Annotated in this window: 22 protein-coding genes; 8 read left to right on the plus strand and 14 right to left on the minus strand. The window is 64.7% G+C overall.

What is annotated here, in order from left to right; genetic code table 11:
- Window positions 1–59: 59 nt before the first annotated feature.
- The 12 genes from ACYQ2U_RS09855 to xdhA are packed head-to-tail and all read right to left on the minus strand — an operon-like array spanning window position 60 to window position 13521.
- Window positions 60–578 (minus strand): ureidoglycolate lyase, encoded by a 519-nt coding sequence (locus tag ACYQ2U_RS09855; RefSeq protein WP_459950191.1) that lies wholly within the window; start codon window positions 576–578, stop codon window positions 60–62.
- On the minus strand, window positions 575–1588 hold the full coding sequence (gene alc, locus ACYQ2U_RS09860) for an allantoicase (RefSeq protein WP_459950192.1): 1014 nt from the start codon (window positions 1586–1588) through the stop codon (window positions 575–577). The genes ACYQ2U_RS09855 and alc overlap by 4 nt, the downstream gene beginning before the upstream one ends.
- A gap of 30 nt (window positions 1589–1618) precedes the next feature.
- A complete protein-coding gene (locus ACYQ2U_RS09865; RefSeq protein WP_459950193.1) occupies window positions 1619–2803 on the minus strand; it encodes a urate hydroxylase PuuD in 1185 nt (394 codons plus the stop codon).
- Between the two features lie 43 nt (window positions 2804–2846).
- A complete protein-coding gene (uraH, locus tag ACYQ2U_RS09870; RefSeq protein WP_459950194.1) occupies window positions 2847–3200 on the minus strand; it encodes a hydroxyisourate hydrolase in 354 nt (117 codons plus the stop codon).
- 49 nt (window positions 3201–3249) lie between these two features.
- The gene (uraD, locus tag ACYQ2U_RS09875) at window positions 3250–3771 is read right to left on the minus strand and encodes a 2-oxo-4-hydroxy-4-carboxy-5-ureidoimidazoline decarboxylase (protein ID WP_459950195.1); all 522 of its coding nucleotides are present in this window, start codon (window positions 3769–3771) and stop codon (window positions 3250–3252) included.
- 10 nt (window positions 3772–3781) lie between these two features.
- On the minus strand, window positions 3782–5101 hold the full coding sequence (guaD, locus tag ACYQ2U_RS09880) for a guanine deaminase (RefSeq protein ID WP_459950196.1): 1320 nt from the start codon (window positions 5099–5101) through the stop codon (window positions 3782–3784).
- The gene (locus ACYQ2U_RS09885; RefSeq protein WP_459950197.1) at window positions 5101–6027 is read right to left on the minus strand and encodes an ABC transporter permease; all 927 of its coding nucleotides are present in this window, start codon (window positions 6025–6027) and stop codon (window positions 5101–5103) included. The genes guaD and ACYQ2U_RS09885 overlap by 1 nt, the downstream gene beginning before the upstream one ends.
- Complete coding sequence (locus tag ACYQ2U_RS09890; RefSeq protein ID WP_459950198.1) at window positions 6024–7112, minus strand: ABC transporter permease; 1089 nt, start codon at window positions 7110–7112, stop codon at window positions 6024–6026. Before ACYQ2U_RS09890 ends, ACYQ2U_RS09885 begins: the two co-directional genes overlap by 4 nt.
- Complete coding sequence (locus tag ACYQ2U_RS09895) at window positions 7099–8691, minus strand: ABC transporter ATP-binding protein (protein ID WP_459950199.1); 1593 nt, start codon at window positions 8689–8691, stop codon at window positions 7099–7101. The genes ACYQ2U_RS09890 and ACYQ2U_RS09895 overlap by 14 nt, the downstream gene beginning before the upstream one ends.
- A complete protein-coding gene (gene xdhC, locus ACYQ2U_RS09900) occupies window positions 8688–9734 on the minus strand; it encodes a xanthine dehydrogenase accessory protein XdhC (protein ID WP_459950200.1) in 1047 nt (348 codons plus the stop codon). The genes ACYQ2U_RS09895 and xdhC overlap by 4 nt, the downstream gene beginning before the upstream one ends.
- Window positions 9731–12061: a xanthine dehydrogenase molybdopterin binding subunit gene (xdhB, locus tag ACYQ2U_RS09905; protein WP_459950201.1), complete on the minus strand. Its 2331-nt coding sequence runs from the start codon at window positions 12059–12061 to the stop codon at window positions 9731–9733. The genes xdhC and xdhB overlap by 4 nt, the downstream gene beginning before the upstream one ends.
- Window positions 12058–13521 carry a xanthine dehydrogenase small subunit gene (gene xdhA, locus ACYQ2U_RS09910; protein ID WP_459950202.1) on the minus strand — a complete coding sequence of 488 codons (1464 nt, stop codon included), beginning with the start codon at window positions 13519–13521 and terminating at the stop codon, window positions 12058–12060. Before xdhA ends, xdhB begins: the two co-directional genes overlap by 4 nt.
- Window positions 13522–13860: 339 nt before the next feature.
- On the opposite strand from xdhA, the gene ACYQ2U_RS09915 reads away from it, so the two are divergent.
- The 8 genes from ACYQ2U_RS09915 to ACYQ2U_RS09950 all read left to right on the plus strand — a co-directional run bounded on the left by ACYQ2U_RS09915 (window position 13861) and on the right by ACYQ2U_RS09950 (window position 22054).
- Entirely contained in the window at window positions 13861–14607 is a 747-nt protein-coding gene (locus ACYQ2U_RS09915) for a GntR family transcriptional regulator (RefSeq protein WP_459950203.1), read from the plus strand.
- A gap of 16 nt (window positions 14608–14623) precedes the next feature.
- On the plus strand, window positions 14624–15550 hold the full coding sequence (puuE, locus tag ACYQ2U_RS09920; RefSeq protein WP_459950204.1) for an allantoinase PuuE: 927 nt from the start codon (window positions 14624–14626) through the stop codon (window positions 15548–15550).
- Window positions 15551–15944: 394 nt separating this feature from the next.
- The gene (locus tag ACYQ2U_RS09925) at window positions 15945–16775 is read left to right on the plus strand and encodes a hypothetical protein (protein WP_459950205.1); all 831 of its coding nucleotides are present in this window, start codon (window positions 15945–15947) and stop codon (window positions 16773–16775) included.
- A 61-nt stretch (window positions 16776–16836) separates the two neighbouring features.
- Complete coding sequence (locus ACYQ2U_RS09930) at window positions 16837–17919, plus strand: BMP family ABC transporter substrate-binding protein (protein ID WP_459950206.1); 1083 nt, start codon at window positions 16837–16839, stop codon at window positions 17917–17919.
- Between the two features lie 190 nt (window positions 17920–18109).
- On the plus strand, window positions 18110–19126 hold the full coding sequence (locus ACYQ2U_RS09935; protein WP_459950207.1) for an adenosine deaminase: 1017 nt from the start codon (window positions 18110–18112) through the stop codon (window positions 19124–19126).
- 2 nt (window positions 19127–19128) lie between these two features.
- Window positions 19129–20145 carry a Rieske 2Fe-2S domain-containing protein gene (locus ACYQ2U_RS09940; RefSeq protein WP_459950208.1) on the plus strand — a complete coding sequence of 339 codons (1017 nt, stop codon included), beginning with the start codon at window positions 19129–19131 and terminating at the stop codon, window positions 20143–20145.
- A 10-nt stretch (window positions 20146–20155) separates the two neighbouring features.
- Complete coding sequence (locus ACYQ2U_RS09945; protein ID WP_459950209.1) at window positions 20156–21565, plus strand: 8-oxoguanine deaminase; 1410 nt, start codon at window positions 20156–20158, stop codon at window positions 21563–21565.
- A 9-nt stretch (window positions 21566–21574) separates the two neighbouring features.
- Window positions 21575–22054, plus strand: coding sequence for a nucleoside deaminase (locus ACYQ2U_RS09950; RefSeq protein WP_459950210.1), 480 nt, complete (start codon window positions 21575–21577; stop codon window positions 22052–22054).
- 181 nt (window positions 22055–22235) lie between these two features.
- On the opposite strand, the gene ACYQ2U_RS09955 is transcribed toward ACYQ2U_RS09950, so the two are convergent.
- Together ACYQ2U_RS09955 and ACYQ2U_RS09960 are read right to left on the minus strand one after the other, a co-directional pair.
- Entirely contained in the window at window positions 22236–22787 is a 552-nt protein-coding gene (locus tag ACYQ2U_RS09955; RefSeq protein WP_459950211.1) for an NADPH-dependent FMN reductase, read from the minus strand.
- Between the two features lie 99 nt (window positions 22788–22886).
- Window positions 22887–23663 (minus strand): ABC transporter permease, encoded by a 777-nt coding sequence (locus ACYQ2U_RS09960; RefSeq protein WP_459950212.1) that lies wholly within the window; start codon window positions 23661–23663, stop codon window positions 22887–22889.
- Window positions 23664–23670 lie beyond the last annotated feature (7 nt).

The following is a 23670-nucleotide window of genomic DNA, read 5'->3' on the forward strand; positions in this document are numbered from 1 at the left end:
TTCAAATAATCGCCGCCGGGCCGGTACTTCAACACAGCCCGTGGCGGCGGCAGTCGCTGTCAAGAATGGTCGGGCAGGATCAGGCGGACGGGAACGTCCAGGGTTGCTTCGTCGCAGTTGTTGCCTTCGCCCTGGCGGTCGATCACCAGGAAGTCACTCTCCTCTTGCAAGGCGAGCAAGGGATGGTGCCAGACCCCCGGCGCGTAGTTCACGCCCTGGTCGCCCCGGGCCAGGAAGGCATGGAGCGCTCCGGGCCGGTCGGGCACTTCGCCCGCGTCCGCCACCACCACCAGATAGGGGCGGCCAGCGAGGGGCATGAAGGCCTGGCTGCCCAGGGGATGGCGTTCCACCATGGTCAGGGTCAGCGGCAAGTCGCGGGCTTGTCCGCGAAAAATGCTGACGATGGCCCGACCATCCGCACCCGGCGCGATCCGCGCCAGGTCGTGGAAGCGTTCGGTGGTGCCGCCGTTGATGGGAAAGTGGCGGGCACCTTCGCATTGGATCACGTCGCCATAGGGCGCGAAGGCCTCGGCCGTAAGGGCTTGCGGCAGCAGCAGGGGCAGCTCGGGCGACGTCATTGCCCAGGCTCGCCCCACAGGCGCAGACGGGACACGCCACCGTCGGGGTGCAGGTTGAAGCGCACGTGGGTGATGGGGCCCAGTTCGGTCAGTGCATCGAAGTGTTGAATGGCGTCGGCGCTGAGTTTGGATTCCGGCAACAGGGGCGCCCAGAACTGGGACTGGGTCACCAGGGAGGCTTCCGCCACGCCGGGTAGCCAGGCGCCCTGGATCGAACAACGGTCAGGGAAGTTGCCCTTGAAGTGGGCCGTGTCCACCTCCACCCGACGCACCCGACCGGGCACGCCCAGGGCCAGGATGCACCAGTCGTGGCCGGGTTCGCGACGGCGGCGGGTTTCCCAGCCTTCGCCCATGTTGATGCCACGCCCGGGCAACAGCAGATTGGTGCACACGCCGAAGTGGGCGTCGTTCCAGGCGATGGCGCGACCGCCATGGACCAGGGCCACCAGATCCACCAAGCCGTCGGCACCGGCGCTCACGGTGGTGGCGGCCGGTTGACCGAAGACCCGCAAGCGGGCCACGCCGCCATCGGGGAAGATGTTCAGGCGCACATGGGAAAAGATGCGCGCATCGTCCACCGCCAGCAGGTGATGGCTGTTGCCCGCCAGAGCCGTGGGCGCCAGCAGGGGCTGCCAGCTCTCATCCCGCGCTGGGTCCGCGCCTTCGGGGCAGCCGTCGATACTGGCGGCGGGGGGATAGTTGCCGGTGAAGAAGCTGGTATCGATGTCAAAGCCCACCAGCGTGCCGGGACGCCCGAGCTTGACCACGCACCAGTCATGACCGGGGCCGCGCTTGCGACGGCTTTCCCAGCCGTCCATCCATTTGCCGTTGTCGTCGTATTTACCGGTGATGAAGACGGCGGCCTGGGGTTGCAGCAGGCGTTCCTTGGCGGCGAAGAAATCGTCGGAACAAGCCAGGGCCTCGGCGCCGATCCGGGGATCGGCCAGGTTCACCGCGCGCTTGGCCCATTCGGGCAGATCGGCGGCAGGAGCAATCAGGGTGTTTTCCATAGGGTCGTTCGGATCAGGGAAAAATTTTTATCAGGGTTTTGCGGCAGCGCCCCAGCGGGCCAGCAACGCGCGCTCATCGTCGCGCATAGCGGTGACGTTGCCCAGGGGCATGGCCTTGAGCTGCACGGCCTGGACCAGAATACGGGCTTTATTCACTTCGATCCGCGCCGGGCTGTCCAGCAACACCCCGGCCGGTGCGGCTGGCATCAGGGTGGGATGTTCGGCATGGCAAACGGCGCAGCGCTGGGCGATGACCTGGGCTACCTGGACCTGCTCGTCCGCCGTCAGCGGCGCCTCGCCCTTGGCCGCCGCCGGCGCCAACCAGAACGCCACCGCCAGCAGGATGGCACCCCCGGCCAGGGGATAGCGCCATTGCACGATCTCCTTGTGCCGCAGGTTGAAGAAGTGGCGGATCAACACCGCCGCCAACAGGACCAGGGCCAGCACTGCCCAGGCGTGGGCATGGCCGTAGGTAAAGGCGTAGTGGTTGCTGATCATGCAGAACAGCACGGGCAGGGTCAGGTAGTTGTTGTGCAGGCTGCGCTGCTTGGCCCGCTTGCCGTGGATGGGGTCGGGCTGTTCGCCCCGCTGCATCTGGGCGATGGTTTTCTTCTGACCGGGAATGATCCAGAAGAACACGTTGGCCGACATGGTGGTGGCGATCATGGCGCCGACGTGAAGATAGGCGGCCCGACCCGAAATCAGATGGCTCAAGCCCCAGGCCACCAGCACCACAAAACCGTAGTAGATGACGCCGAACAGCAACTGGCTGCGGTCGATCAGGATGCGGCAAAGCTGGTCGTACACCAGCCAGCCGCCGCCCAGGGTCAGCAGGCCGATACCCACCGCCATGGCCGGCGTCAGGGCCGCCTTGGCCGGGTCCACCATCCAGCTCCCGGCCTGAAAATAGTACAGGGTGGAGATCAACAGAAAACCGGTGATCCAGGTGGAATAGGCTTCCCACTTGAACCAGTGCAGCTCCTTGGGCAGGAAGGCTGGGGCCACCAGATATTTCTGCGGGTTGTAGAAACCGCCGCCATGGACGGCCCAGAGTTCACCGGCCACCCCCTTGCGCTTGAGTTCCTCGTCCTCGGGGGGACGCAGGCTGTTGTCCAGCCAGACGAAATAAAAGGAGGAACCGATCCAGGCGATGCCCACGATCAGGTGCAGCCAGCGCAGCAACATGCTGGCCCATTCGATTACATATGCTTCCACGACACGTCCTTGCTCGTCATTGGGTTTAATTCATGGGTCCGGTTCAACTGCCCCGGTAGGTGCTGTAGCTCCAGGGGGAGACCAGCAGCGGCACGTGGTAACTGCCATTGACGTCGGCGATGGCGAAGCGCAGGGTGACCACGTCGAGAAACGGCGGCTCGCTCTGGGGCACGCCCCGGGCCTTGAAGTAGGCCGCCACGTCGAAATGCAGCTCATAACGCCCCACCTGCATTTCCTCCGCCGTCAGCAAGGGGCCGTCGTTGCGGCCATCTCCATTGGTGACGCCGCGCTTGAGCAGGGTGGGCCCCGCCACGTCGATGCGCTCCAGGCTGAAAGCCATGCCGGCGGCGGGTACGCCGGCGGCGGTGTCCAGCACATGGGTACTCAGTTTTGCCATGGTTTTTCCTTGCATAGGGGTTTGCACGAGGCCGTCATCCGAGCGGACCTCATTCCGTCACCTTGTCCGCCAGGCGGAAATCGGCGATACGACGAATCTGCGCCAGGGCTTCGGCGAACTCCGTGTCCGCGTCCCGCGCCAAACGGCTTTCCATGGCGGCGATGATCTCCCGCCGCCCCAAGCCCTTGACCGCAATGATGAAGGGAAAGCCGAACTTTTCGCCATAGGACCGGTTGGCCCGGTGCAGGGCGGCGAATTCTTCCGGGCTGCATTGATCCAGCCCGGCACCGGATTGTTCGCGCTTCGAGTCGTCGGTCAAATCGCCGCGCAGGGCCGCCTTGCCCGCCAACTCCGGGTGGGCACGGATCAGGCCGAGTTGCTCGTCCCGGCTGGCTTGTGCCAGCACCTGCGCCATGGCGGCGGCCAGGGCGGCCCGGTCGGCGAAGGGACGGTGGGACCAGGCGCGCTGGGGGATCCAGGGCGAATGTTCGTAGATGGCCGCCAGATGGTCGGTGAAGGCGGCCTGGTCAAGGCGGTTGAGGGCGTCGATGGAAAGGGATGTTGTGCTCATGATGCGATGTTCAAACGGAACGCTGCCAGACCGGCTGGCCCAGCACATAGGTATGGGAAATGGCCCGATCATCCCCCAGGGTGAGCCAGAGGAACAGTTTTTCCTCCAGGGTCTCGGCCCGGCCCATGCGTCGCGCCAACAGCGGCGTGGCGGCGGGATCGAGGACAATGAAGTCGGCCTCCTTGCCGGGCTGGAAGTTGCCGATCTGCGCCCCCAGTCCCAGGGCCCGCGCCCCGGCCAGGGTGGCCAGATAGAAGGCGCGCAGGGGCGACAGCACGTGGCCCTTGAGATGGGCGACCTGATAGGCCGCCGCCAGGGTGCGCAACATGCTGAAGCTGGTGCCGCCCCCCACGTCCGTGGCGACGCCGACGGCGACGCCGTCATCCAGGGCCTGACGCAGATCGAACAGACCGCTGCCGAGGAACAGATTGGAGGTGGGACTGAAGGCGGCGGTGGCGCCGCTTTCCGCCATGCGACGACGATCATGCTCGTCCAGGTAGATGCAGTGGGCGTACACCGCGCCGGGCCGCAGCAGACCGTAGTGGTCATAGACGTCGAGATAGCTGCGGCTCCAGGGATAAAGCTCCCGCACCCAGGCCACTTCGGCCTGGTTTTCCGCCACGTGGGTATGCACGGGCAGATCGGGGAATTCCCTGGCCAAGGCGGCCACGGCCTCCATCTGGGCCTCGCTGGAGGTGATGGCGAAGCGCGGCGTGATGGCATAACCCAGACGGCCCCTGCCCTGCCAGCGCTGGATCAGGGCCTTGCTCTGGTCGTAGCCGGATTGGGCAGTGTCGCGCAGGAACTCGGGGCAATGCCGGTCCATCAAGACCTTGCCCGCCACCATGCGCAGGCGGCGTTTTTCCGCCACCGTGAAAAAGGCGTCCACCGACTCGGGATGCACGGTGCCGAACACCAGGCCGGTGGTGGTGCCGTTGCGCAACAGCTCATCGCAAAAGAACTCCGCCACCTCGCTGCCCCACTGGGGATCGGCGAAGTGCCGCTCGGCGGGAAAGGTGTAGCGCTCCAGCCAGTCCAACAGACCGTGCCCCGGCGAGGCGATGACATCGGTTTGGGGGTAGTGGATGTGGGTGTCCACGAAGCCCGGCAGGATCATGCGCCCCCGGTGGTCGATGCAGGGCGTATCGGCCGGTGCCTGGGCCGATACGGCATCCCAGCTGCCGCAGGCGACGATGCGACCATCGGCCAGCAGCAGGGCGCCCTCGGCATGGTGCTCGTAACCGTGGCCGCGCGCTTCCACGGCATCCTCGCCCGGGTCGGCGAGGAAGTGCAACACGTCGCCGCGAATCAGTTGCATGGCTTTGCTCATCAACGGTCCGCCTTGAAACTGACGCCCAGGGACATGGGCTTGTTCAACAGAATGGTCTGCGGGTCGCGACAGATGAATACCAGCACCGCGATGGTGGCCAGATAGGGCAGCATGGAAAGAAACTCGGAAGGAATGGCGAGGCCGAAGCCTTGACCGTGGAATTGCAACACCGTGACGCCGCCGAACAGATAGGCGCCCCACATCACCCCCTTGGGCTTCCAGGTGGCGAAGACCACCAGGGCCAGGGCAATCCAGCCCCGTCCGGCGGTCATGCCTTCCACCCACATGGGGGTCAGGGCGATGGACAGATAGGCGCCGCCCAGGCCCGCCATGGCGCCGCCGAACAGCACCATGGCATAGCGCAGGCGAATCACCGGATAGCCGATGGCGTGGGCGCTGGCGGGGGATTCGCCGATGGCCCGGATGATCAGGCCGAGGCGGGTGCGGGACAACACCCAGCCCACCAGCAGCACCAGGACCAAGGAGCCGTACACCAGCACGTCGAAGCGGAACAGCAGCGGACCGAAGAAGGGAATGTCCGACAGCAGGGGAAAGTTCAGGTGGGGCAAGGGATCTACCGTCTGCCCGGCATAGCCCCGGCCGATGAAGGCCGACAGGCCGACGCCGAACAGGGTCAGGGCCAGACCGGTGGCGGCCTGGTTGGTTTGCAGGGTCAGCACCAGGAAGGCAAAGATCAAGGCCGTCGCCATGGCGGCCCCCATGGCGGCCAACAGGCCCAGGGTGGCAAAGCCGCTGTTGAGGGTGACGGCAAAGCCCACCACCGCCCCCACCAGCATCATGCCTTCCACCCCCAGGTTGAGCACCCCGGAGCGTTCCACCACCAGCTCGCCGATGGCGGCCAGGATCAGGGGCGTGGCGGCACCGGCGGTGCTGGCGAGAAAGGGAATCAGATGTTCAAAAGTCATTGCGCACTCCCCGGCAAGGTCTGGGCGGCGAGCCGCCGTGGCTTGAATCGGTAATGGATGAACAGATCGGCCGCCAGCAGGTAGAACAGCAGCAGCCCCTGGAACAGGCCGGTGATGGCCGAGGGCAGTTGCAGTTCCATCTGGGCGGATTCGCCGCCGATATAGAGCAGGGACATCAGCATGGCCGCCAACAACACGCCGAGGGGATGGAGGCGACCGACATAGGCCACGATGATGGCGGCGAAGCCGTAGCCGGGGGAGACGGAAGGTTGCAGTTGACCGATGGGACCGGCCACCTCCCCCACCCCGGCGATACCGGCCAGGGCACCGCTGATGAGGAAAGCCAGCCAGACGTTGCGCTTCTCGCTGAACCCGGCGTAGGCCGCTGCCGCCGGGGCCATGCCGCTCACCTGCATGCGATAACCGGCAAAGGTCCGGCTGCAAAAGAACCAGGCCCCCGCCACCGCCAGCAAGGACAGCAGAAATGCGCCATTGGTGCGCAGGCCCTCCACCAGCAGGGGCAGCATGGCGGCATCCTGGAACATTTTCGACTGGGGAAAATTGAACCCCTCCGGGTCCCGCAGGGGCCCATGCACCAGATAGCTGAGGAACAGATAGGCCACATAGACCAGCATCAGGCTGACCAGGATTTCGCTGGTATTGAAGCGGGTGCGCAGCAGGGCGGGAATCGCCGCCCAGGCCATGCCCCCGAGGGCACCGGCCACGATCATCAGGGGCAGCACCCAGCCCGCTTCCACGTCGTGGAAATACAGGGCCACGCAACCGCCCGCAATGGCCCCCATGGTGAGTTGGCCATCGGCGCCGATGTTCCAGACGCTGGCGCGAAAGCCCATGGCCAAGCCGACACCGCACAGGGTCAGGGGCGTGGCCTTGAGCAGCAATTCCCCGACGCCGTAGGCGGTACTGGCGGGCTTGATGAAATACACGTAGAAGGCATGGAAAGGCTCCTGGCCGAGAAAACTGAACAGCACGGAGCCCGTCAGCAGCATCGCCACCGCCGCGATCAGCGGCGAGGCGAACATCATGACGCGGGAAGGTTCGGGACGGGCTTCAAGCCGGGGCATGGGCGGGGACTCCTTGTGGGGCGGGAATGACCTGATCGTCGAACTGGCCGCTCATCCAGATACCGATCTGATCCACGCTGGTGCTGGCCAGGGGCACGGTTTGGGAAAGCCGACCATCCGCCAGCACGGCGATGCGGTCGCACATCATGAACAGCTCGTCGAGTTCTTCGGACACCACCAGGATGGCCACGCCCTGGTTGCGCAGGTCGATGATGGCCTGCCGGATCAGCATGGAAGCGCCGATGTCCACGCCCCAGGTGGGCTGGGCCACCACCATCACCTTGGGGGCAAGCAGGGTCTCGCGGCCGACGATGTACTTTTGCAAGTTGCCGCCGGACAGACTGGCGGCGGCGGAAGTCTCGCTGCCGCACTTGACGTTGAAACGGGCGATCACCTGTCGAGCGAAGGCGGCCACGGTACCGGATTGCACCAGTCCATGGCGCACCATGTCCGGCCCCTGACCGGCCACATAGCCCGTCAGCAGGGCGTTAGCCGCCAGGGAAAGATCGGGCACGGCACCCCGCCCCAACCTTTCCTCGGGCACGAAGCCCAGGCCGAGGGCGCGGCGCTGACCGGGGTCCAGCTGGCCCACCGCCTGTCCGGACAAACACAAGGCGGCGCCATCGGCCAGCAGGGTTTCGCCGGAAATGGCTTTCAGCAATTCCTGCTGGCCGTTGCCGGAAATCCCCGCGATGCCGACGATTTCCCCGGCGCGCACTTCCAGGTTGATGTTTTCCAAGGCGGTGCCGAAGGGATCGTCGCTGGGCAGGGACAGCTGACGAATGGCCAGCCCCACCTCCCCCGGTGTGCGGGGATCGAGGCGACAGGAGGGCAACTCCTTGCCGATCATCAACTCGGCCAGGGAACGGGGCGTCTCCTCCCGGGGCACCGCCGTGCCGGTGACTTTGCCGCCGCGCAGCACGGTGGCCTTGTCGCACAGGGCCTGGATCTCATCCAGCTTGTGGCTGATGTAGAGGATGCTGCACCCTTCCGCCGCCAGTCGGCGCAGGGATTCGAACAGTTTGAGCACGGCCTGGGGCGTCAGCACCGAGGTGGGTTCGTCCATGATCAGCAGCCGGGGGTTTTGCAGCAGACAGCGCACGATCTCCACCCGCTGCCGTTCCCCCACCGACATGCTGTGTATGCGGCGTTGCGGATCCACCGGCAGGCCGTAGTCCTCCGACACCTGACGAATGCGCGGCGCCAGGGCGGCGGGGGAAATCCGCTCGTCCAGGGCCAGGGAGATGTTCTCCGCCACGGTCAGGGTTTCGAACAGGGAAAAGTGCTGGAACACCATGCCGATGCCCAGCTTGCGCGCCGCCGAGGGCGAGGCGATGTGCACCTGACGGCCTTCCCACATCATCTCCCCGGCGTCGGGCTTGGTGACGCCGTAGATGATTTTCATCAGGGTGCTCTTGCCGGCGCCGTTTTCCCCCAGCACGGCGTGGATTTCGCCGGGCATGACGGTGAGGTCGACCCGGTCATTGGCCACCACGGCGGGATAGATCTTGGAAATGCCGAGCAATTGCAGCCGGGGCTCGATGCGCACCCCGCTCGGGCGATCGGAATCTTGACTCATGGGGCAAGGGCTCCCTGAAGTGAGGAGAGAGGATCGGGACGATTCTGCCGCAGCGCCACCTCCCGTTGTTGCAGCAGTTGGGCCGCCACGCCCACGGCGATGGCGGCGGGCAGCTTGGATCGAATGCCGGCCACCCCGATGGGGCACACCATGCGCGCCAGCGCCTGCCGCGAGCATCCCTTTTGCAACAGGCGATGACGGAAGCGGGCCTCCTTGGTGGCGGAACCGATGACACCGAAAAAACCGAAGTTGTCGATCTTGAGCAGTGCCTCGCACAAGCGCAGGTCCAGCTCGTGGCTATGGGTCATGACCAGGTGCCATGCCCCGGCCGGGGCCTCGGCGACAACCTCGTCGGGATATTCCGGGGCCAAGGCGCGAATATGGCGGTCCGGCCATTGGGCCAGGGCCTCCGTCAACATCTCGGGACGGCTATCCACCCAGGTGATGCGGAAGGGCAGATCGGCCAGCACCTGCACCAGGGCCTTGCCCACATGCCCGGCGCCGTACAGCCACAGTTCCGTGGCGTCGTCGCGCAGGCGCTCGACGAAATAGCGCAGGCCATTCCCTTGCACCAAACCGGCCCGATCAGCCGCCGCGAGACCCGGCAAACCCGCCTCCCGGGCGGCCGTCTCGCTGAGCAGCCATTCCCGGCCGCTACCGTCCATGGCGCAATAGCGCAGGCCGTCCCGCTGTGCCGCCAGGTCCTGACAAAGGGCCTGGGCGGTGGGCAGGAAGTGTTCCCAATACAGTTCCACCACGCCACCGCAACATTGGCCGAGGGAAGCCCCCAGGGAGAAGCGCTCGACCCGGCGCGTGGGATCGCCCGCCCGCAGCAGATGGTCGGCGATTTCCAGGGCGCGCGCCTCCAGGTGGCCGCCGCCGATGGTGCCGTGGCTGCGGGTGCGCCCCACCTCATCCACCCAGTAGAGCAGGGTCGCCCCCGGCTCCCGGGGCGCGGAACCCCGCACCGAGGCCACGGCCATGCGCACCACCGGAATGCCGGCAGCGAGCTTGGCGGCAAGTAGAGGCAGCCAGTCGCTCATAGCGTGCTTTCCGCCGAGGACCAGTCGCCCAGGGCCCGCAGCACCGCCTCGGGGGTGGCGGGCGCCATGAGGCGGGTGGCCGCCCCGGCCCCGCCCGCCGCCGCCACGGCGTCCCGCAGCGCATGGAACACCGCCATGCCCAGCATCAAGGGCGGCTCGCCGACGGCCTTGGAACGGAAGATGGTGTCCTCCCGGTTGTCGGCCCGTTCCAGCAATTGGATGCTGGCCACCTCGGGCCAGTCGCTGACGGCAGGAATCTTGTAGGTGGAGGGGGCATGGGTTTTCAATTGGCCCTTGCCATCCCACCACAGTTCCTCACTGGTGAGCCAGCCCACGCCTTGCAGAAAGCCCCCTTCCACCTGACCGATGTCGATGGCCGGATTAAGGGAACGCCCCACGTCGTGCAGGATGTCCACCCGTAGCAATTTGTGTTCGCCGGTCAGGGTATCCACCGCCACTTCCGCCACGGCCGCGCCATAGGCGAAATAGAAGAAGGGACGCCCCAACATGGTCTTGGGGTCGTAGTGAATCTTGGGGGTTGCGTAAAAGCCCGTCGAGGACAGGGACACCCGGGCGAACCAGGTCTGCCGCGCCGCGTCGGCGAAGGTGATGGCCTCCTGGCCCAGATGCACCAAGCCCTGGGCGAAACGGATCGTTTCCTTCGCCACCTGATACTTGGCGGCGAGAAAGTCCACCATGCGGCCGCGTATGGTCTGACAAGCCGCCTGGGCCGCCTTGCCGTTCAGGTCGGTGCCGGAAGAGGCCGCCGTGGCCGAGGTGTTGGGCACCTTGGCGGTGTCGGTGGCGGTGACCTTGATCGCCTCCAGGGACAGACCGAATTCGTCCGCCACCACCTGGGCCACCTTGGTGTGCAGCCCCTGCCCCATTTCAAGGCCGCCGTGGTTGAGCAACACGCTGCCATCGGAATAGACGTGGACCAGGGCACCGGCCTGGTTGAAGTGGGTGGCCGTGAAGGAAATACCAAACTTGACCGGCGTCAGGGCGATGCCCCGCTTGATCACCGGACTGGCCGCATTGGCCTCGGCAATGGCACGGCGCCGGGCTTGGTACTGGCTACTTTGCAGCAACTGATCCACCAGCTCGGGGATGATGTTGTCTTCCACCGTCATCTGGTAGTGGGTGGTGTTGCGTTCATTCACCCCGTAGAAATTGCTACGCCGGACTTCCAGCGGATCCTTGCCCAGGTGGCGGGCGATGGCGTCGATCACCGCCTCGATCGCCAGCATGCCCTGGGGCCCGCCGAAGCCACGGAACGCGGTGTTGGACACCGTGTGGGTTTTGCAACGGTGGGAAACGATGCGGACGTTTTCCAGGTAATAGCAGTTGTCCACATGGAACATGGCCCGGTCGTTTACCGGCGCCGACAGGTCGGCCGAATAGCCGCAACGGGAAGCCAGCATCAGATCCAGGCCGAGGATGCGGCCATGGTCATCGAAGCCGACTTCGTAATCCACTTCGAAATCATGGCGCTTGCCCGTCACCACCATGTCGGTATCCCGGTCCAGGCGCAGCTTCACGGCCCGACCAAACTTGCGTGCGGCGATGGCGGCGATGGCGGCGAACAGGGCGGGCTGGCTTTCCTTGCCGCCGAAACCGCCACCCATGCGCCGGCACTGGATGGTCACGGCATGGGCGGCAACCCCGAGGGCATGGGCCACCACATGCTGCACCTCGGTGGGGTTCTGGGTGGAGCTATGGATCAACAGGGTGCCGTCGTCCTGGGGCAGCGCCAGGGCCACATTGCCCTCCAGGTAGAAGTGCTCCTGGCCGCCCATGGAGAAACTGCCGGAAAGCCGGTGGGGACTGCGGGCCAGGGCGCCTTCGGCATCGCCCCGGGCCATGCGCACCGTGGGCAGGACATGGCTGTCCTCGGCCAGCGCCTGACGTATGTTCAGGATGGCGGGAAGTTCCTCATACTCGACGACAGCCAGGCGCGCCGCCCGGCGCGCAGTGTCGAAGGAAGTAGCCAGGACGGCGAACAAGGGTTGGCCGACGCATTGCACTTCGTCCCAGGCGAAGATGGGATCGTCCTTGAGCACCGCGCCGTAATTGTTTTCCCCCGGTACGTCGTCCGCCGTCAACACGGCCACCACGCCCGGCGCGGCGCGCACCGCCGCCAGGTCCAGCTTGCGCAGGCGGCCATGGGCCACGGTGCTTTGGCCCAGGGCGGCATGCAGGGCATTGGCCGGCAGCGGGATGTCGTCGGCGTAACGGGCCTGCCCGGTGACGTGCAGGGTCGCGCTTTCATGCTTGATCGATTGACCGGAAACGGGACTGGCGGTCGAAAAGGAATGGGATGCCGTCACGGGGTAACTCCTTCCACGGGTGCCAGGGCTGCCAGACGATATTGGCCACTCCCCTCCTGCTCCAACCAGAAACGGCGCAGCAGGTTGGCCGCCACGGTGCGGCGGTAGGTATCGGTGGCGCGCATGTCGGTCAGGGGAGAGAAGTCCTCGGCCAGGGCGGCGATGGCCGCCTCGATGGCGGGCAGCCCCCAGGCCTGGCCCAGCAGCGCCTGTTCGGCCCGGGCCGCCCGCTTGGGGACCGCTGCCATGCCGCCGTAGGCCAGACGGGCGGCGATGACCCGCCCCGCCTCGACGACCAGACCGATGCCGGCGCATACGGCGGAAATATCCTGGTCCTGACGCTTGGACACTTTGTACAGGGCAAAACGCAAGGCCGGATCCGGCAGGGGCAGACGCACCATCTCGACGAACTCGCCGGGCGCCATGTCCTTGCGCTGATACCCCAGGTAGAAATTTTCCAGGGGCAGTTCGCGACGGACATCGCCCCGGCGCAAACAAACCGTCGCGCCCAGGGCGATCAAGGCGGGCATGGCGTCGCCGATGGGGGAACCATTGGCGACGTTGCCACACAGAGTGCCGGAATTACGTATGGGGCGGGAAGCAAAACGGCGGGAAAGCTCTTCCAGTTGGGGATAGTGTCCCTTGATGGCGGCGAAGGCCCGCTCCAGATTCACCGCGGCGCCGATTTCCAGAAAACCATGGTCCTCGCGGACCTGCTTCAACTCGGCAACCTCGCCCACATACAAAAGCGGCGGCAATTCGCGCAACTGCTTGGTGACCCACAGCCCCACATCGGTGCCACCAGCCAGGATCAGGGATTCCGGCGCGGCCGCATAGAGGCGGGCAAACTCGTCCACGCTGCGCGGCGCGGTGAACCCGGGCAGGGCCAACCCCGCTTCCCGTTGCAGGGTCTTGAGGCGCAATACCCGGGCAGGATCGCGCTTGGCGTTGCCGACGCTCCAGTATCCGGGCACGGGATAGTCCGCCATGCGTAACCCGGCATCGATGATGGGGCGATAGCCGGTGCAGCGACAAAGATTGCCCGACAGGGCGGTCAGTAATTGCTCGCGATCGGTCTTGCCGCCATCGGATTCAATGTAGTGGGCAAACAGGGACATCACGAAGCCCGGGGTGCAAAAGCCGCACTGAGAGCCATGGCAATCCACCATGGCCTGCTGCACCGGATGCAGGCTGCCGTCCTCATCCGCCAAGCCCTGGGCCGTGACGATCTCCTTGCCGTCCAGGGTCGGCACGAAGCGCAAACAGGCATTCACCGACCGCCAGGCCACGGCATCGCCTTCCAACTCTCCCACGGCCACGGTGCAAGCACCGCAATCCCCCTCGGCGCATCCTTCCTTGACGCCATGGCAACCACGATGCTCGCGCAAATAGTCGAGCAGGGTGGTCGTGGCGGAGACATCGTCCGCATCGACCAACTCGCCATCCAGGACGAAACGCACTCCAGCCTCGGCCCCGATCATCGGAACACCCTCGCCAAGGACATCAGAAGGGAACAAGTTGTATACATATCAATAAACCTTTTTACGTCTTCCGCCTCCCGCGGCACGCCCCGATTTGGATCGCCGCGCACCATTCTGGGCCGCTTTTCATCGTATCTCAAGGAGAAACGGAGCATGCGATACCGAGACAAGCCCCATCAAGCACGGCCACCACAAGAAACGTTTAATTAAAAATTCGTACACAATATTTAGCATGGATTGTGCTTTACACTCCATGCAATTCATGTGCCACTATGTCGTCTGTATGGATATCCACTGACCGCTAGAGGAAAAGTCATCATGGCAACCCGCAACACCAACAAACGCAAGCGCGCCGACAAGGTCGCGGCACCCCGCAGCGACGCGCCCAAGCGCGGCACGACCGCCGTGGATTTGCGCATCTACAAAGCCGTGTTCAACGCCGTCATGAGCCACCGCCTGCCGCCCGGCACCCGCCTCGGCGAAGCGGAGTTCTGCGAGCTCTACCAAGTCAGCCGCACCACGGTGCGCAAGGCCCTGCAACGACTGGCCCACGACCACATCATCGAGCTGCGCCCCAACCGTGGCGCGGTGGTGGCCTCGCCCTCGCCGGAAGAAGCCCAGGAAATCTTCACGGCCCGCTGCGCCATCGAAAGGGAAATCGTCCCCATGGTGATCCGCAACGCCACCCCCGCATCGATGGCCCGCCTGCGCGAAGCCATCGACGCGGAACACCAGGCCCTACACGACGGCGACCGCACCAACTGGATCCGCCTCGGCGGCGAGTTCCACATCCTCCTCGCCGAACTCGCGGGCAACCGGGTACTGCTGCGGGTCATGACCGAACTGGTCTCCCGCTGCTCCCTGATCATCGCCCTCTACGAGAGCCCCGGCACCCCCATGTGCGAGGACGACGAACACAAGCGGCTGATGACCCTGATCGAAAAAGGCAAGTCCGCCGAAGCGGTCGAGCTGATGGAACAACACTTGCGAGAGATCCAGGACCGCTTGCGCCTGAATGAACCCGAAAAGAAGGTCAGCCTGGCGGAGGCTCTCTCAGGCTATTAACCCACCCGGCACATTTATGAATCGCCTCGACACACTACTCAAAGACCCCTACCCCCGAGACTTGATCGGCTACGGCAGGGCCACGCCCCAGGCCCGCTGGCCCGGCGGCGCCCGCATCGCCGTCCAGTTCGTGCTCAATTACGAAGAGGGCGGAGAAAACAACATCCTCCACGGCGACCCGGCTTCCGAGGCGTTTCTCTCGGAGATGGTGAGCGCCGCGCCCTATGGCGGCCAGCGCCACATGAGCATGGAATCCCTCTACGAATACGGCAGCCGCGTCGGCGTCTGGCGCGTCCTCAAACTGTTTGCCGAACGCAAGCTGCCACTCACCGTCTTCGGCGTAGGCATGGCCTTGCTGCGTCACCCGGAAGTCGCCCAGGCCTTCGTTGAGGCCGGCCACGAGATCGCCGCCCATGGCTGGCGCTGGATCGACTATCGCAACGTGCCGGAAGCCGTGGAACGGGAACACATCGCCCTGGCGGTGGAAGCCATCCACCGCATCACCGGTGCGCCTCCGGCAGGCTGGTACACCGGCCGCACCGGCGAAAACACCCGACGCCTGGTGGTGGAGCATGGCGGATTCCTTTACGAGTCCGACAGCTACGCCGACGACCTGCCCTACTGGCAGAGCACCGATGGCAAGCCGCTGCTGGTGGTGCCCTACACCCTGGACACCAACGACATGCGCTTCGTCCAGGCCCAGGGCTTCCACGCCGGCGAGCAATTCTTCAGTTACCTCAAGGACGCCTTCGACGTGCTCTACGCCGAAGGCGAAACCTCACCCAAGATGCTGTCGATCGGCCTGCACTGCCGCCTCATCGGCCGCCCCGGCCGTATTGCCAGCCTGGCCCGCTTCCTCGACTACATCCAGGGACACGACAAGGTCTGGATCTGCCGCCGCGACGAAATCGCCCGCCACTGGATCGAACACCACCCGGCCTGATCCGCGCCCAGAGCAAGGGGTGTCATTTTGTATACAAATACAAAATGACACCCCTTCGTTTTTGTCCCTTCCCACACAAATTTTCGCCATGGTGCTTCGCACCATCACGGGTAATATTTTTGTCACACTCACCAGCATGGTGCCCGACGAACTATCCCGAAAGACAGAAATCCCTCTCCCTACAAGGGAATAACGAAAGGCTTTCTGCTCAACCAAGCACCACATCGCCTTTTTTCCGAAACCTGGTCCGCTAATTGCTGTACACCGACTGAAATTTGAATGAATCCAATCTTGCATACAAATTGGATTCGAAATTTCAAATTGACCAATTAGGGAGGCCGCATTGCCCATGCGGCGACGTTGCCAGGATTTTTCAAACTAAGAAGGAGTTGTGATGATGCAAGTGACTTTCAAACGCGCCGCCGTATTCGCTGCCCTCGCCACCTGTGGCGTAGCAGCCCAAGCCGCCGACTGGAGCGATACCTCCATCGGCTACCGCTATGGCACCAACTATGGCGAGCCGTTCCGCGGCAACGGGATCACCAAAAGTATTGTGAATTTAAGCCACGTCAGCGGTTACAAGTACGGCAGCAACTTTTTCAATGCCGACTTGCTGATGTCCGACGCCAAGGACACCAACGCCCAGGAAGTGTATGTCGTCTATCGCCACACCCTGGATATCGGCAAGGTTCGTGGCCAGGACATCAAATTCGGCCCGGTGCGCGGTTTTGGCCTGACCGCCGGCTTTGATTTCAATACGAAGACGGGTGATAGCTATCAGTCCAAGAAGCACATGCTCGTTGCCGGCCCCACCCTGATGATGGACGTTCCCGGTTTCCTCAACGTCAGCCTGCTTGGCCTGTGGGAAAGCAATGCACCCGCAACCCATCCCCAACGCTACTCCTACGACCCCCACCCCATGCTGAACCTGGTCTGGGGCATCCCCTTCTCCGTCGGTTCCCTGCCCCTGTCCTTCGAGGGCTTCGCCAACTTCATCTCCTCCAAGGGCAAGAATGAATTCGGCGGTAGTACCGCTGCCGAAACCAACATCGACATGCAGGTGATGTACGACGCCAGCGCCCACGTCGGTGCCAGCAAGAACACCTTTAAGGTGGGTGTGGAGTACCAATACTGGAAGAACAAGTTCGGCAACGACTACACCACCGGTGCGGGTAGCGGCGCCTTCGCCAAGACCCCCATGATCCGCGCCGAGTACCACTTCTAATCGGCGCCCTTTCCATTCACCGACCGGGGCGGCCTGGCCGCCCCTTCAAGGAGATTGATTCATGAATCGTCGCAAGTTCTTCGCCCTGGCCAGCCTGGCTGCGTCCACGCTGCTGGCCCTCAACGCTCCCGCAATTGCCGAGGAGCCCCTCAAGGTCGGTTTTGTTTACGTCGGCCCGGTGGGTGATGCCGGCTGGACCTACGCCCACGACCAAGGCCGCCTGGCACTGGAAAAAGCCCTGGGTGACAAGGTCAAGACCACCTACGTGGAAAACGTGCCGGAAGGCGCCGATGCCGAGCGGGTGATCCGCAAGCTGGCCACCGAAGGCAACAAGTTGATCTTCACCACCTCCTTCGGTTACATGAACCCGACGGAGAAAGTCGCCAAAGCCTTTCCCAACGTAATCTTCGAACACGCCACCGGTTACAAGACCGGCAAGAACCTGGGCACCTACGAGACCCGCTTCTATGAAGGCGCCTATCTGCTGGGCGTGGTGGCCGGCAAGATGACCAAGAGCAACACCCTGGGCGTGGTCGCCTCCTTCCCCATCCCGGAAGTGGTGCGCAACATCAACGCCTTCACCCTGGGCGCCCAAAGCGTCAACCCCGCCGTCAAAACCAAGGTGATCTGGGTCAATAGCTGGTACGACCCCGCCAAGGAACGCCAGGCCGCCGAAACCCTGGTAGCCCAAGGCGCCGACGTGATGAGCCAGAACACCGACTCCCCCGCCACCCTGCAAGTAGCCCAGGAGAAGGGCGTGTACGCCTTCGGCTGGGACTCCGACATGGTGAAGTTCGCGCCCAAGGCCCACTTGACCGCCAACACCAACAACTGGGGCGGCTTCTACATCGACACCGCCAAGGCCGTGTTGGCTGGCACCTGGAAGCCCGAGGAAGTGCGCGGCGGCCTCAAGGAGGGCATGGTCAAGATGTCGCCGCTGAATGCGGCGGTTCCCGCCGAGGCGGCCAAGCTCTTCGAAGAGAAGAAGAAGGCCATCAGCGAAGGCAAGTTCCATCCCTTCCAGGGTCCCATCAAGGACCAAAGCGGCGCCGTCAAGGTGGCCGCCGGTGCGGTGATGCCCCTGAAGGAACTGCTCTCCATGAACTATTACGTCCAAGGCGTGGAAGGCAGCGTTCCCAAGTAAGTCCCTTGCCCCGGTCCTTGTACGTGGCAAGGACCGGGGCACTGATCGAGACAAGGCAAGTGCGTTCCATTCGTTTCTTTTGCATCGTTTCAAAAGCGGAAGCTTCGCCGGCACCGGCATCCCCGGGCCGGCATTTTTTTGCCCCTGCCGTGATTCAATGACAGTCCCGCCGCTCCTGAGGACCACACCGATGCCGACCACCCAATCACTGCCCGCTTTCATCACCGCCCTGCCCAAGGCCGAACTGCACATCCACATCGAGGGTTCCCTTGAGCCGGAGATGGTGTTCGCCAAGGCAGCCAAGCACGGCATCACCCTGCCCTATCCTTCGGTGGCCGCCCTGCGCGCCGCCTACGACTTTCATAACCTGCAATCCTTCCTCGACCTCTATTACGCGGGCGTTGACGTCCTGCGCGACGAGGAGGACTTCCGCGACCTGACCCTGGCCTACTTGGCCCGCGCCCATGCCGACGGCGTCGTCCATTGCGAACTCTTTTTCGACCCCCAGAGCCATACCAGCCGAGGCATTCCCTTCGCCACGGTGATGAACGGGCTGCTCGCCAGCCTGCGCGAGGGCCGCGAGCAGTACGGCATCAGTGCCTACCTGATCCTCTGCTTCCTGCGCCACCTGGACGCCGACGATGCCATGCGCACTCTAGAGGCCGCCCTGCCCTGGCGCGAGCACATCATCGGCGTGGGCCTGGATTCCTCCGAAGTAGGCCACCCGCCGGTCAAGTTCCAGGCGGTGTTCGACCGGGCCAGGGCCGAGGGTTTCATCCCCGTCGCCCACGCCGGCGAGGAAGGCCCGCCGGCCTACATCCACGAGGCCCTGGATCTGCTCAAGGTCGCCCGCATTGATCACGGCGTACGGGCGGAAGAAGACCCGGCCCTGTGCCAACGCCTGAGCCGGGAACAAATCCCCCTCACGGTCTGCCCCTTGTCCAACGTCAAACTGGCGGTGTTCAAGGACCTATCCCAACACAACCTGGGCCGCATGCTGGCCTCCGGCCTTTGCATCACCCTCAATTCGGATGACCCCGCCTATTTCGGCGGCTACCTGGCGGACAACTACCGCGCCAGCGCCGAGGCCCTGAACCTTTCCCGCGCCGACCTGGTGCGCCTGGCGCGCAATTCCATTACCGCCTCCTTCCTGCCCGCCGCGGACAAGGAGCGATGGCTGCAACAACTCGATCACATCAAGGTGTAACCATGAACGCAACCCTGCAAGACCCGGTACTTCTCAACGACTGGCATCCCGTCGCCATCGGCAAGCAACTCGCCGCCGGCACCCAGTTGCCCACCCAACTGCTCGATACGCCCCTGGTGGTCTGGCGCGACAGCGAAGGCGCGCTCCACGCCTGGGAAGACCGCTGCCCCCATCGCGGCATGAAGCTGTCCATGGGCCCCTTGCAGGACGATGGCCTGGTTTGTCCCTACCACGGCTGGATTTTCGGCAAGGACGCCAAGTGCAAGCACATTCCCGCCCTGCCGGAACTCGGCGGCGACCAACTCAAGGCCAAGGTGACCACCTACGCGGTGAAGGAGGCCCACGGTCTGGTCTGGGTCTGCCTCGGCACTCCTGCCCAGGACGTGCTGGCCTTCCCCGAAGTGGCCGACGAGCGCCTGCGCAAGGTCTGGTGCGGCCCCTACGACGTGGCCAGCAGTGGCCCCCGCATCATCGAGAACTTCCTCGACATGGCCCACTTCGCCTATGTGCATACCGACATCCTCGGTGAGAAAGACCGGGCCGCCATCCGCGACTACACCGTGGAAACCTTCGACGATCCCGCCTACGGCCAAGGTATCTGGGCCAAACAGTGCTTCGCCTGGCAGCCCCGCTCCAACAGCCTGGCCACCGGCGGCAGCGACGTGGAATACACCTACCGCGTGGTGCGCCCCCTGACCGCCATTCTGACCAAGGAACCCGCTGCCCAGGACGGCTTCCGCGAGGCCATCAGCCTGCACCTGCAACCCCTGACGGAAACCACCACCCGCGCCTGGATCATCCTGGCCATGACCAATTTCCAGCAGAGCGACGAGGAACTGCGTCAGTTCCAGGACACCATCTTCCTTCAGGACAAACCCATCGTCGAAAACCAGAATCCCCTGCGCCTGCCCCTGGTGCCCGGCGCCGAGGTCTCCGTGGTTTGCGACCGCATGTCCCTGGCCTACCGCCGCTACCTCAAGGATCGTGGACTGCGCTACGGCACCGTCAGCGCCGAATAACCACCGCGCCATGCACCAACGCCTGTATCTACGCCACGCCGACGTCCTCGCAACAGTAGACGACGACCAGCGGGAAATCCGCGACGGCGCCCTGCTGACGGAGGATGGCCGCATCCTCCGCGTCGGCACCACCGCCGAACTGGACGCCTGGCTGGCCGACCATCCTGCGTCCGCCCCCAGCCGGACGATCAACGCCCGGGGTTGCGTCGTCACCCCGGGATTGGTGAATTGTCACCACCACATGTACCAGACCCTGACCCGCAGCATCGGCACCGCCAAGGGGCTGGCCCTGTTCGATTGGCTGAAGCTGCTCTACCGGGTCTGGTCGGGACTGACGCCGGAAGCGGTGCACGTCAGCACCCAGATCGCCCTGGCCGAGCTACTGCTCTCCGGCGCCACCACCGTGGCCGACCATTTGTACCTCTACCCCAACGGCTGTCGCCTGGACGACAGTATCGACGCCGCCACCGCCATGGGGGTGCGTTTCCATCCCACCCGGGGCAGCATGAGCGTGGGCGAATCCGCCGGCGGGTTGCCCCCGGACAGCCTGGTGGAAAAAGAACCCGCCATCCTGGCCGACTCCCAGCGCCTGATCGACACTTGGCACGACCCCGAGCCCTACGCCATGGTGCGGATGGGCCTGGCCCCCTGCTCCCCCTTCAGCGTCAGCGGTGACCTGATGCGCCAATCGGCCCGTCTGGCGCGCAGCTACCAGCACGTGGGTCTGCACACCCATCTGGCGGAAACCCTGGATGAAGAACGCTACTGCCTGGAGAAATTCGGCAAGCGCCCCATCGACTACGCCGAGTCGGTGGAATGGCTGGGGCCGGACGTGTGGTTTGCCCACATGGTGCATCCCGATCAACAGGACATCGGCCGCCTCGCCCACAGTTGCTCCGGCGTCTGCCATTGCCCCAGCAGCAACATGATTCTGGCTTCCGGCATCGCGCCGATACGGACCATGGTGGACGCCGGGGTCCGCGTCGGCCTGGGGGTGGACGGCTCCGCCAGCAACGACGGCAACCACATGCTGGGAGAGGCCCGTCAGGCCATGCTGCTGCAACGGGTGGGCTGGCCGGGCTTTGAATCCCATGCGGACCGCTTCTCCGCCCGGGAAGCCCTGGCCCTGGCCACCCGGGGCGGCGCCCGCACTCTGGCCCGACCGGAACTGGGCAGTCTGGCCCCGGGACAGGCGGCGGATTTCGTGGCATTCCGCATCGATGGACTGGCCCACGCCGGCGCCCAGGGCGACCCGGTGGCGGCCCTGCTCACCTGCGCCCCGGCCAATGCCTGGCTCTCGGTCATCAACGGCAAGGTGGTGGTGGAAGACGGCCACATTCCCGGCCTGGATCTGGGGCCCTTGGTTGAGCGACACAACCAGCTCAGCCATCAACTTCTCGTCAAGGCCGGTCTGGCCTGAACCCTCGCCATGAATCCCCTTTCCCCTCGAGACGAACACTTCCTGCGTCAGGTATTGGCCCTGGCGGAACAGTCCCGTGCAGCGAGCCACCATCCCTTTGCCGCCCTGGTGGTGGATGCCCAGGGACACGTCATCGCCAGCGCCATGAACGCCTCCGCCAGCGACCGTACCGCCCACGCGGAAATGAATGCCCTGCGAGCGGCCTCTGCCCGCCACAGTCCGGCTGAGTTGGCCACGGCCACCCTTTACAGCAGCGCCGAACCCTGCGCCATGTGTGCCGGGGGTGCCTACTGGGTGGGGGTGGGCCGGGTGGTCTATGCCCTGGCGGAAACCAGCCTGCTGGCGCTCACCGGCAGCGCTCCGGAAAACCCCACACTCTCGTTGCCCTGCCGCGACGTTTTTGCCCGCGGACAACGCCCGGTGGAAGTCATCGGACCGGTCCTGGAAGACGAGGCACGACGAGCCCACGAGGGCTTCTGGCAGCACTAGTCGCCTAGTCGCCCCGGCGTCTCGGCACCAGGAAGGATTGAAGGGCGCGGCAAACCATCCGCCCTGACCGTCGCGGTTTGCATCCCCGCCGCGACGATCAGCCTCGCCCCGAGAAAACCTGCGTTTGCGCGCAGCCCTCCCGGCGAGGAGGGCTGCCCTCGACCGGCGGACTAAGCGGCGACTAAGCGGCTTGCAGCCGACGGGTCCAGGCCGCCAGGGCGGCCATTTGTTCGCCGACCTTCTGCTGCAAGGCCCCATCCACCAGGTTGCCCTCGCCGTCAAAAGCGCCGGCAAAGGCGTTGGCAAAGACCTCAGGTTTGTTGAGGGGATGCAGATCCAAGAACACGCAGACCTGCCGCAGGTGGTACTGGGCGCGGGATGTCCCCATGCCCCCGCCAGCGCCGAGAATGGCCGCCGGCTTGCCCGCCAAGAGGGCATTGTCCGGTTCCCGGGAAGCCCAGTCCAGGATGTTCTTCAAAGCCGGTGCCAGGGAGTAGTTGTACTCGGGACAGGCCAGCACCAAGGCATCGGCGGCGGCGATCTGGGTCAGCACCCGGGATACGGCCGCAGGCTTCTGCCCCAGGTCGGCGTTGTAGAAAGGCACGTCGCCGAGATCGGCAATGGCCATTTCGCACTGCTCGGGCAAGCCCGCCCGCGCGGCGCGGAGCAAGCCCAGATTGGTGGATTGGCGGCGCAGGCTGCCGCATAAGCCGAGGAACTTGAGGGGGGCCATGATCTCTCCTTGTGGTGCTGGAAATATTCCAGCACCACAGGATAATCCCTTGTGTCCCGATCGGAAACGGCCAACCCTAATCGGCCGCAGACACCCGCCTTAGACCGCGGCGTTGGGACTGCGATGGGCCCAGCGGGTCATGCGGTGTTCCACCAGGGCGAAGAGTTCGTACATGGCCACGCCCATGACGCCGATGACGATCAGCCCGGCAAAAACCAGGGGCATGTTCATGGAGGAGCTCGCCGACATCATCAGATAGCCGATGCCCAGGTTGGAAGCGACGGTTTCCGAAACGACCGTGCCGACGAAGGCAAGGGTGATCGCCACTTTGAGGGAGGCGAAGAAATAAGGCAGGGATCGGGGCAGGCCCACCTTGATCAGGATGTCGAAACGGGTGGCGCCAAGGGAACGCAACACGTCCTCCAACTCCGGCTCCAGGGTGGCAAGGCCGGTGGCGACGTTCACCACCACGGGGAAGAAGGAGATCAGGAAAGCGGTGAGGATGGCCGGCACGGTGCCGATACCGAACCAGACCACCAGGACGGGAACGAAGGCCACCTTGGGAATGCTGTTGAACCCGACCAGCACGGGATAAAGGGCCTTGAACACCAGGGGCGACCAACCCACCACGAGGCCCAGGGTCAGCCCCACCACCACCGCCAGGGCGAAGCCGAGCAAGGTGGTGAAGAAGGTCTGCCAGGCGTGCATCATGATCGGGCCGAACTGCTCGACGCCTGCCGACCAGGTATCCGATGGCGAAGGCAACAGGTACTGGGGAATGGAAAAACCGATGCAAATCGCCTCCCAGACCAACAGCAGGGCGGCAACGACGACCCAGGGGGCGAGTTTGATGGTGGTGGAGCGGGAAAGGGCCATGACGGTT

The sequence above is a fragment of the Denitratisoma sp. agr-D3 genome (assembly GCF_054658675.1).

Excerpts from the sequence above, each read along its gene's own strand:
- guaD (WP_459950196.1), bottom strand. The coding sequence starts at position 5,101 with ATGAGCAAAGCCATGCAACTGATTCGCGGCGACGTGTTGCACTTCCTC.
- ACYQ2U_RS09960 (WP_459950212.1), bottom strand. The coding sequence starts at position 23,663 with ATGGCCCTTTCCCGCTCCACCACCATCAAACTCGCCCCCTGGGTCGTC.
- uraH (WP_459950194.1), bottom strand. The coding sequence starts at position 3,200 with ATGGCAAAACTGAGTACCCATGTGCTGGACACCGCCGCCGGCGTACCC.
- ACYQ2U_RS09955 (WP_459950211.1), bottom strand. The coding sequence starts at position 22,787 with ATGGCCCCCCTCAAGTTCCTCGGCTTATGCGGCAGCCTGCGCCGCCAA.
- alc (WP_459950192.1), bottom strand. The coding sequence starts at position 1,588 with ATGGAAAACACCCTGATTGCTCCTGCCGCCGATCTGCCCGAATGGGCC.
- ACYQ2U_RS09950 (WP_459950210.1), top strand. The coding sequence starts at position 21,575 with ATGAATCCCCTTTCCCCTCGAGACGAACACTTCCTGCGTCAGGTATTG.
- uraD (WP_459950195.1), bottom strand. The coding sequence starts at position 3,771 with ATGAGCACAACATCCCTTTCCATCGACGCCCTCAACCGCCTTGACCAG.
- puuE (WP_459950204.1), top strand. The coding sequence starts at position 14,624 with ATGAATCGCCTCGACACACTACTCAAAGACCCCTACCCCCGAGACTTG.
- ACYQ2U_RS09925 (WP_459950205.1), top strand. The coding sequence starts at position 15,945 with ATGATGCAAGTGACTTTCAAACGCGCCGCCGTATTCGCTGCCCTCGCC.
- ACYQ2U_RS09890 (WP_459950198.1), bottom strand. The coding sequence starts at position 7,112 with ATGCCCCGGCTTGAAGCCCGTCCCGAACCTTCCCGCGTCATGATGTTC.
- ACYQ2U_RS09855 (WP_459950191.1), bottom strand. The coding sequence starts at position 578 with ATGACGTCGCCCGAGCTGCCCCTGCTGCTGCCGCAAGCCCTTACGGCC.
- ACYQ2U_RS09945 (WP_459950209.1), top strand. The coding sequence starts at position 20,156 with ATGCACCAACGCCTGTATCTACGCCACGCCGACGTCCTCGCAACAGTA.
- ACYQ2U_RS09885 (WP_459950197.1), bottom strand. The coding sequence starts at position 6,027 with ATGACTTTTGAACATCTGATTCCCTTTCTCGCCAGCACCGCCGGTGCC.
- ACYQ2U_RS09930 (WP_459950206.1), top strand. The coding sequence starts at position 16,837 with ATGAATCGTCGCAAGTTCTTCGCCCTGGCCAGCCTGGCTGCGTCCACG.
- ACYQ2U_RS09935 (WP_459950207.1), top strand. The coding sequence starts at position 18,110 with ATGCCGACCACCCAATCACTGCCCGCTTTCATCACCGCCCTGCCCAAG.
- ACYQ2U_RS09940 (WP_459950208.1), top strand. The coding sequence starts at position 19,129 with ATGAACGCAACCCTGCAAGACCCGGTACTTCTCAACGACTGGCATCCC.
- xdhC (WP_459950200.1), bottom strand. The coding sequence starts at position 9,734 with ATGAGCGACTGGCTGCCTCTACTTGCCGCCAAGCTCGCTGCCGGCATT.
- ACYQ2U_RS09915 (WP_459950203.1), top strand. The coding sequence starts at position 13,861 with ATGGCAACCCGCAACACCAACAAACGCAAGCGCGCCGACAAGGTCGCG.
- ACYQ2U_RS09895 (WP_459950199.1), bottom strand. The coding sequence starts at position 8,691 with ATGAGTCAAGATTCCGATCGCCCGAGCGGGGTGCGCATCGAGCCCCGG.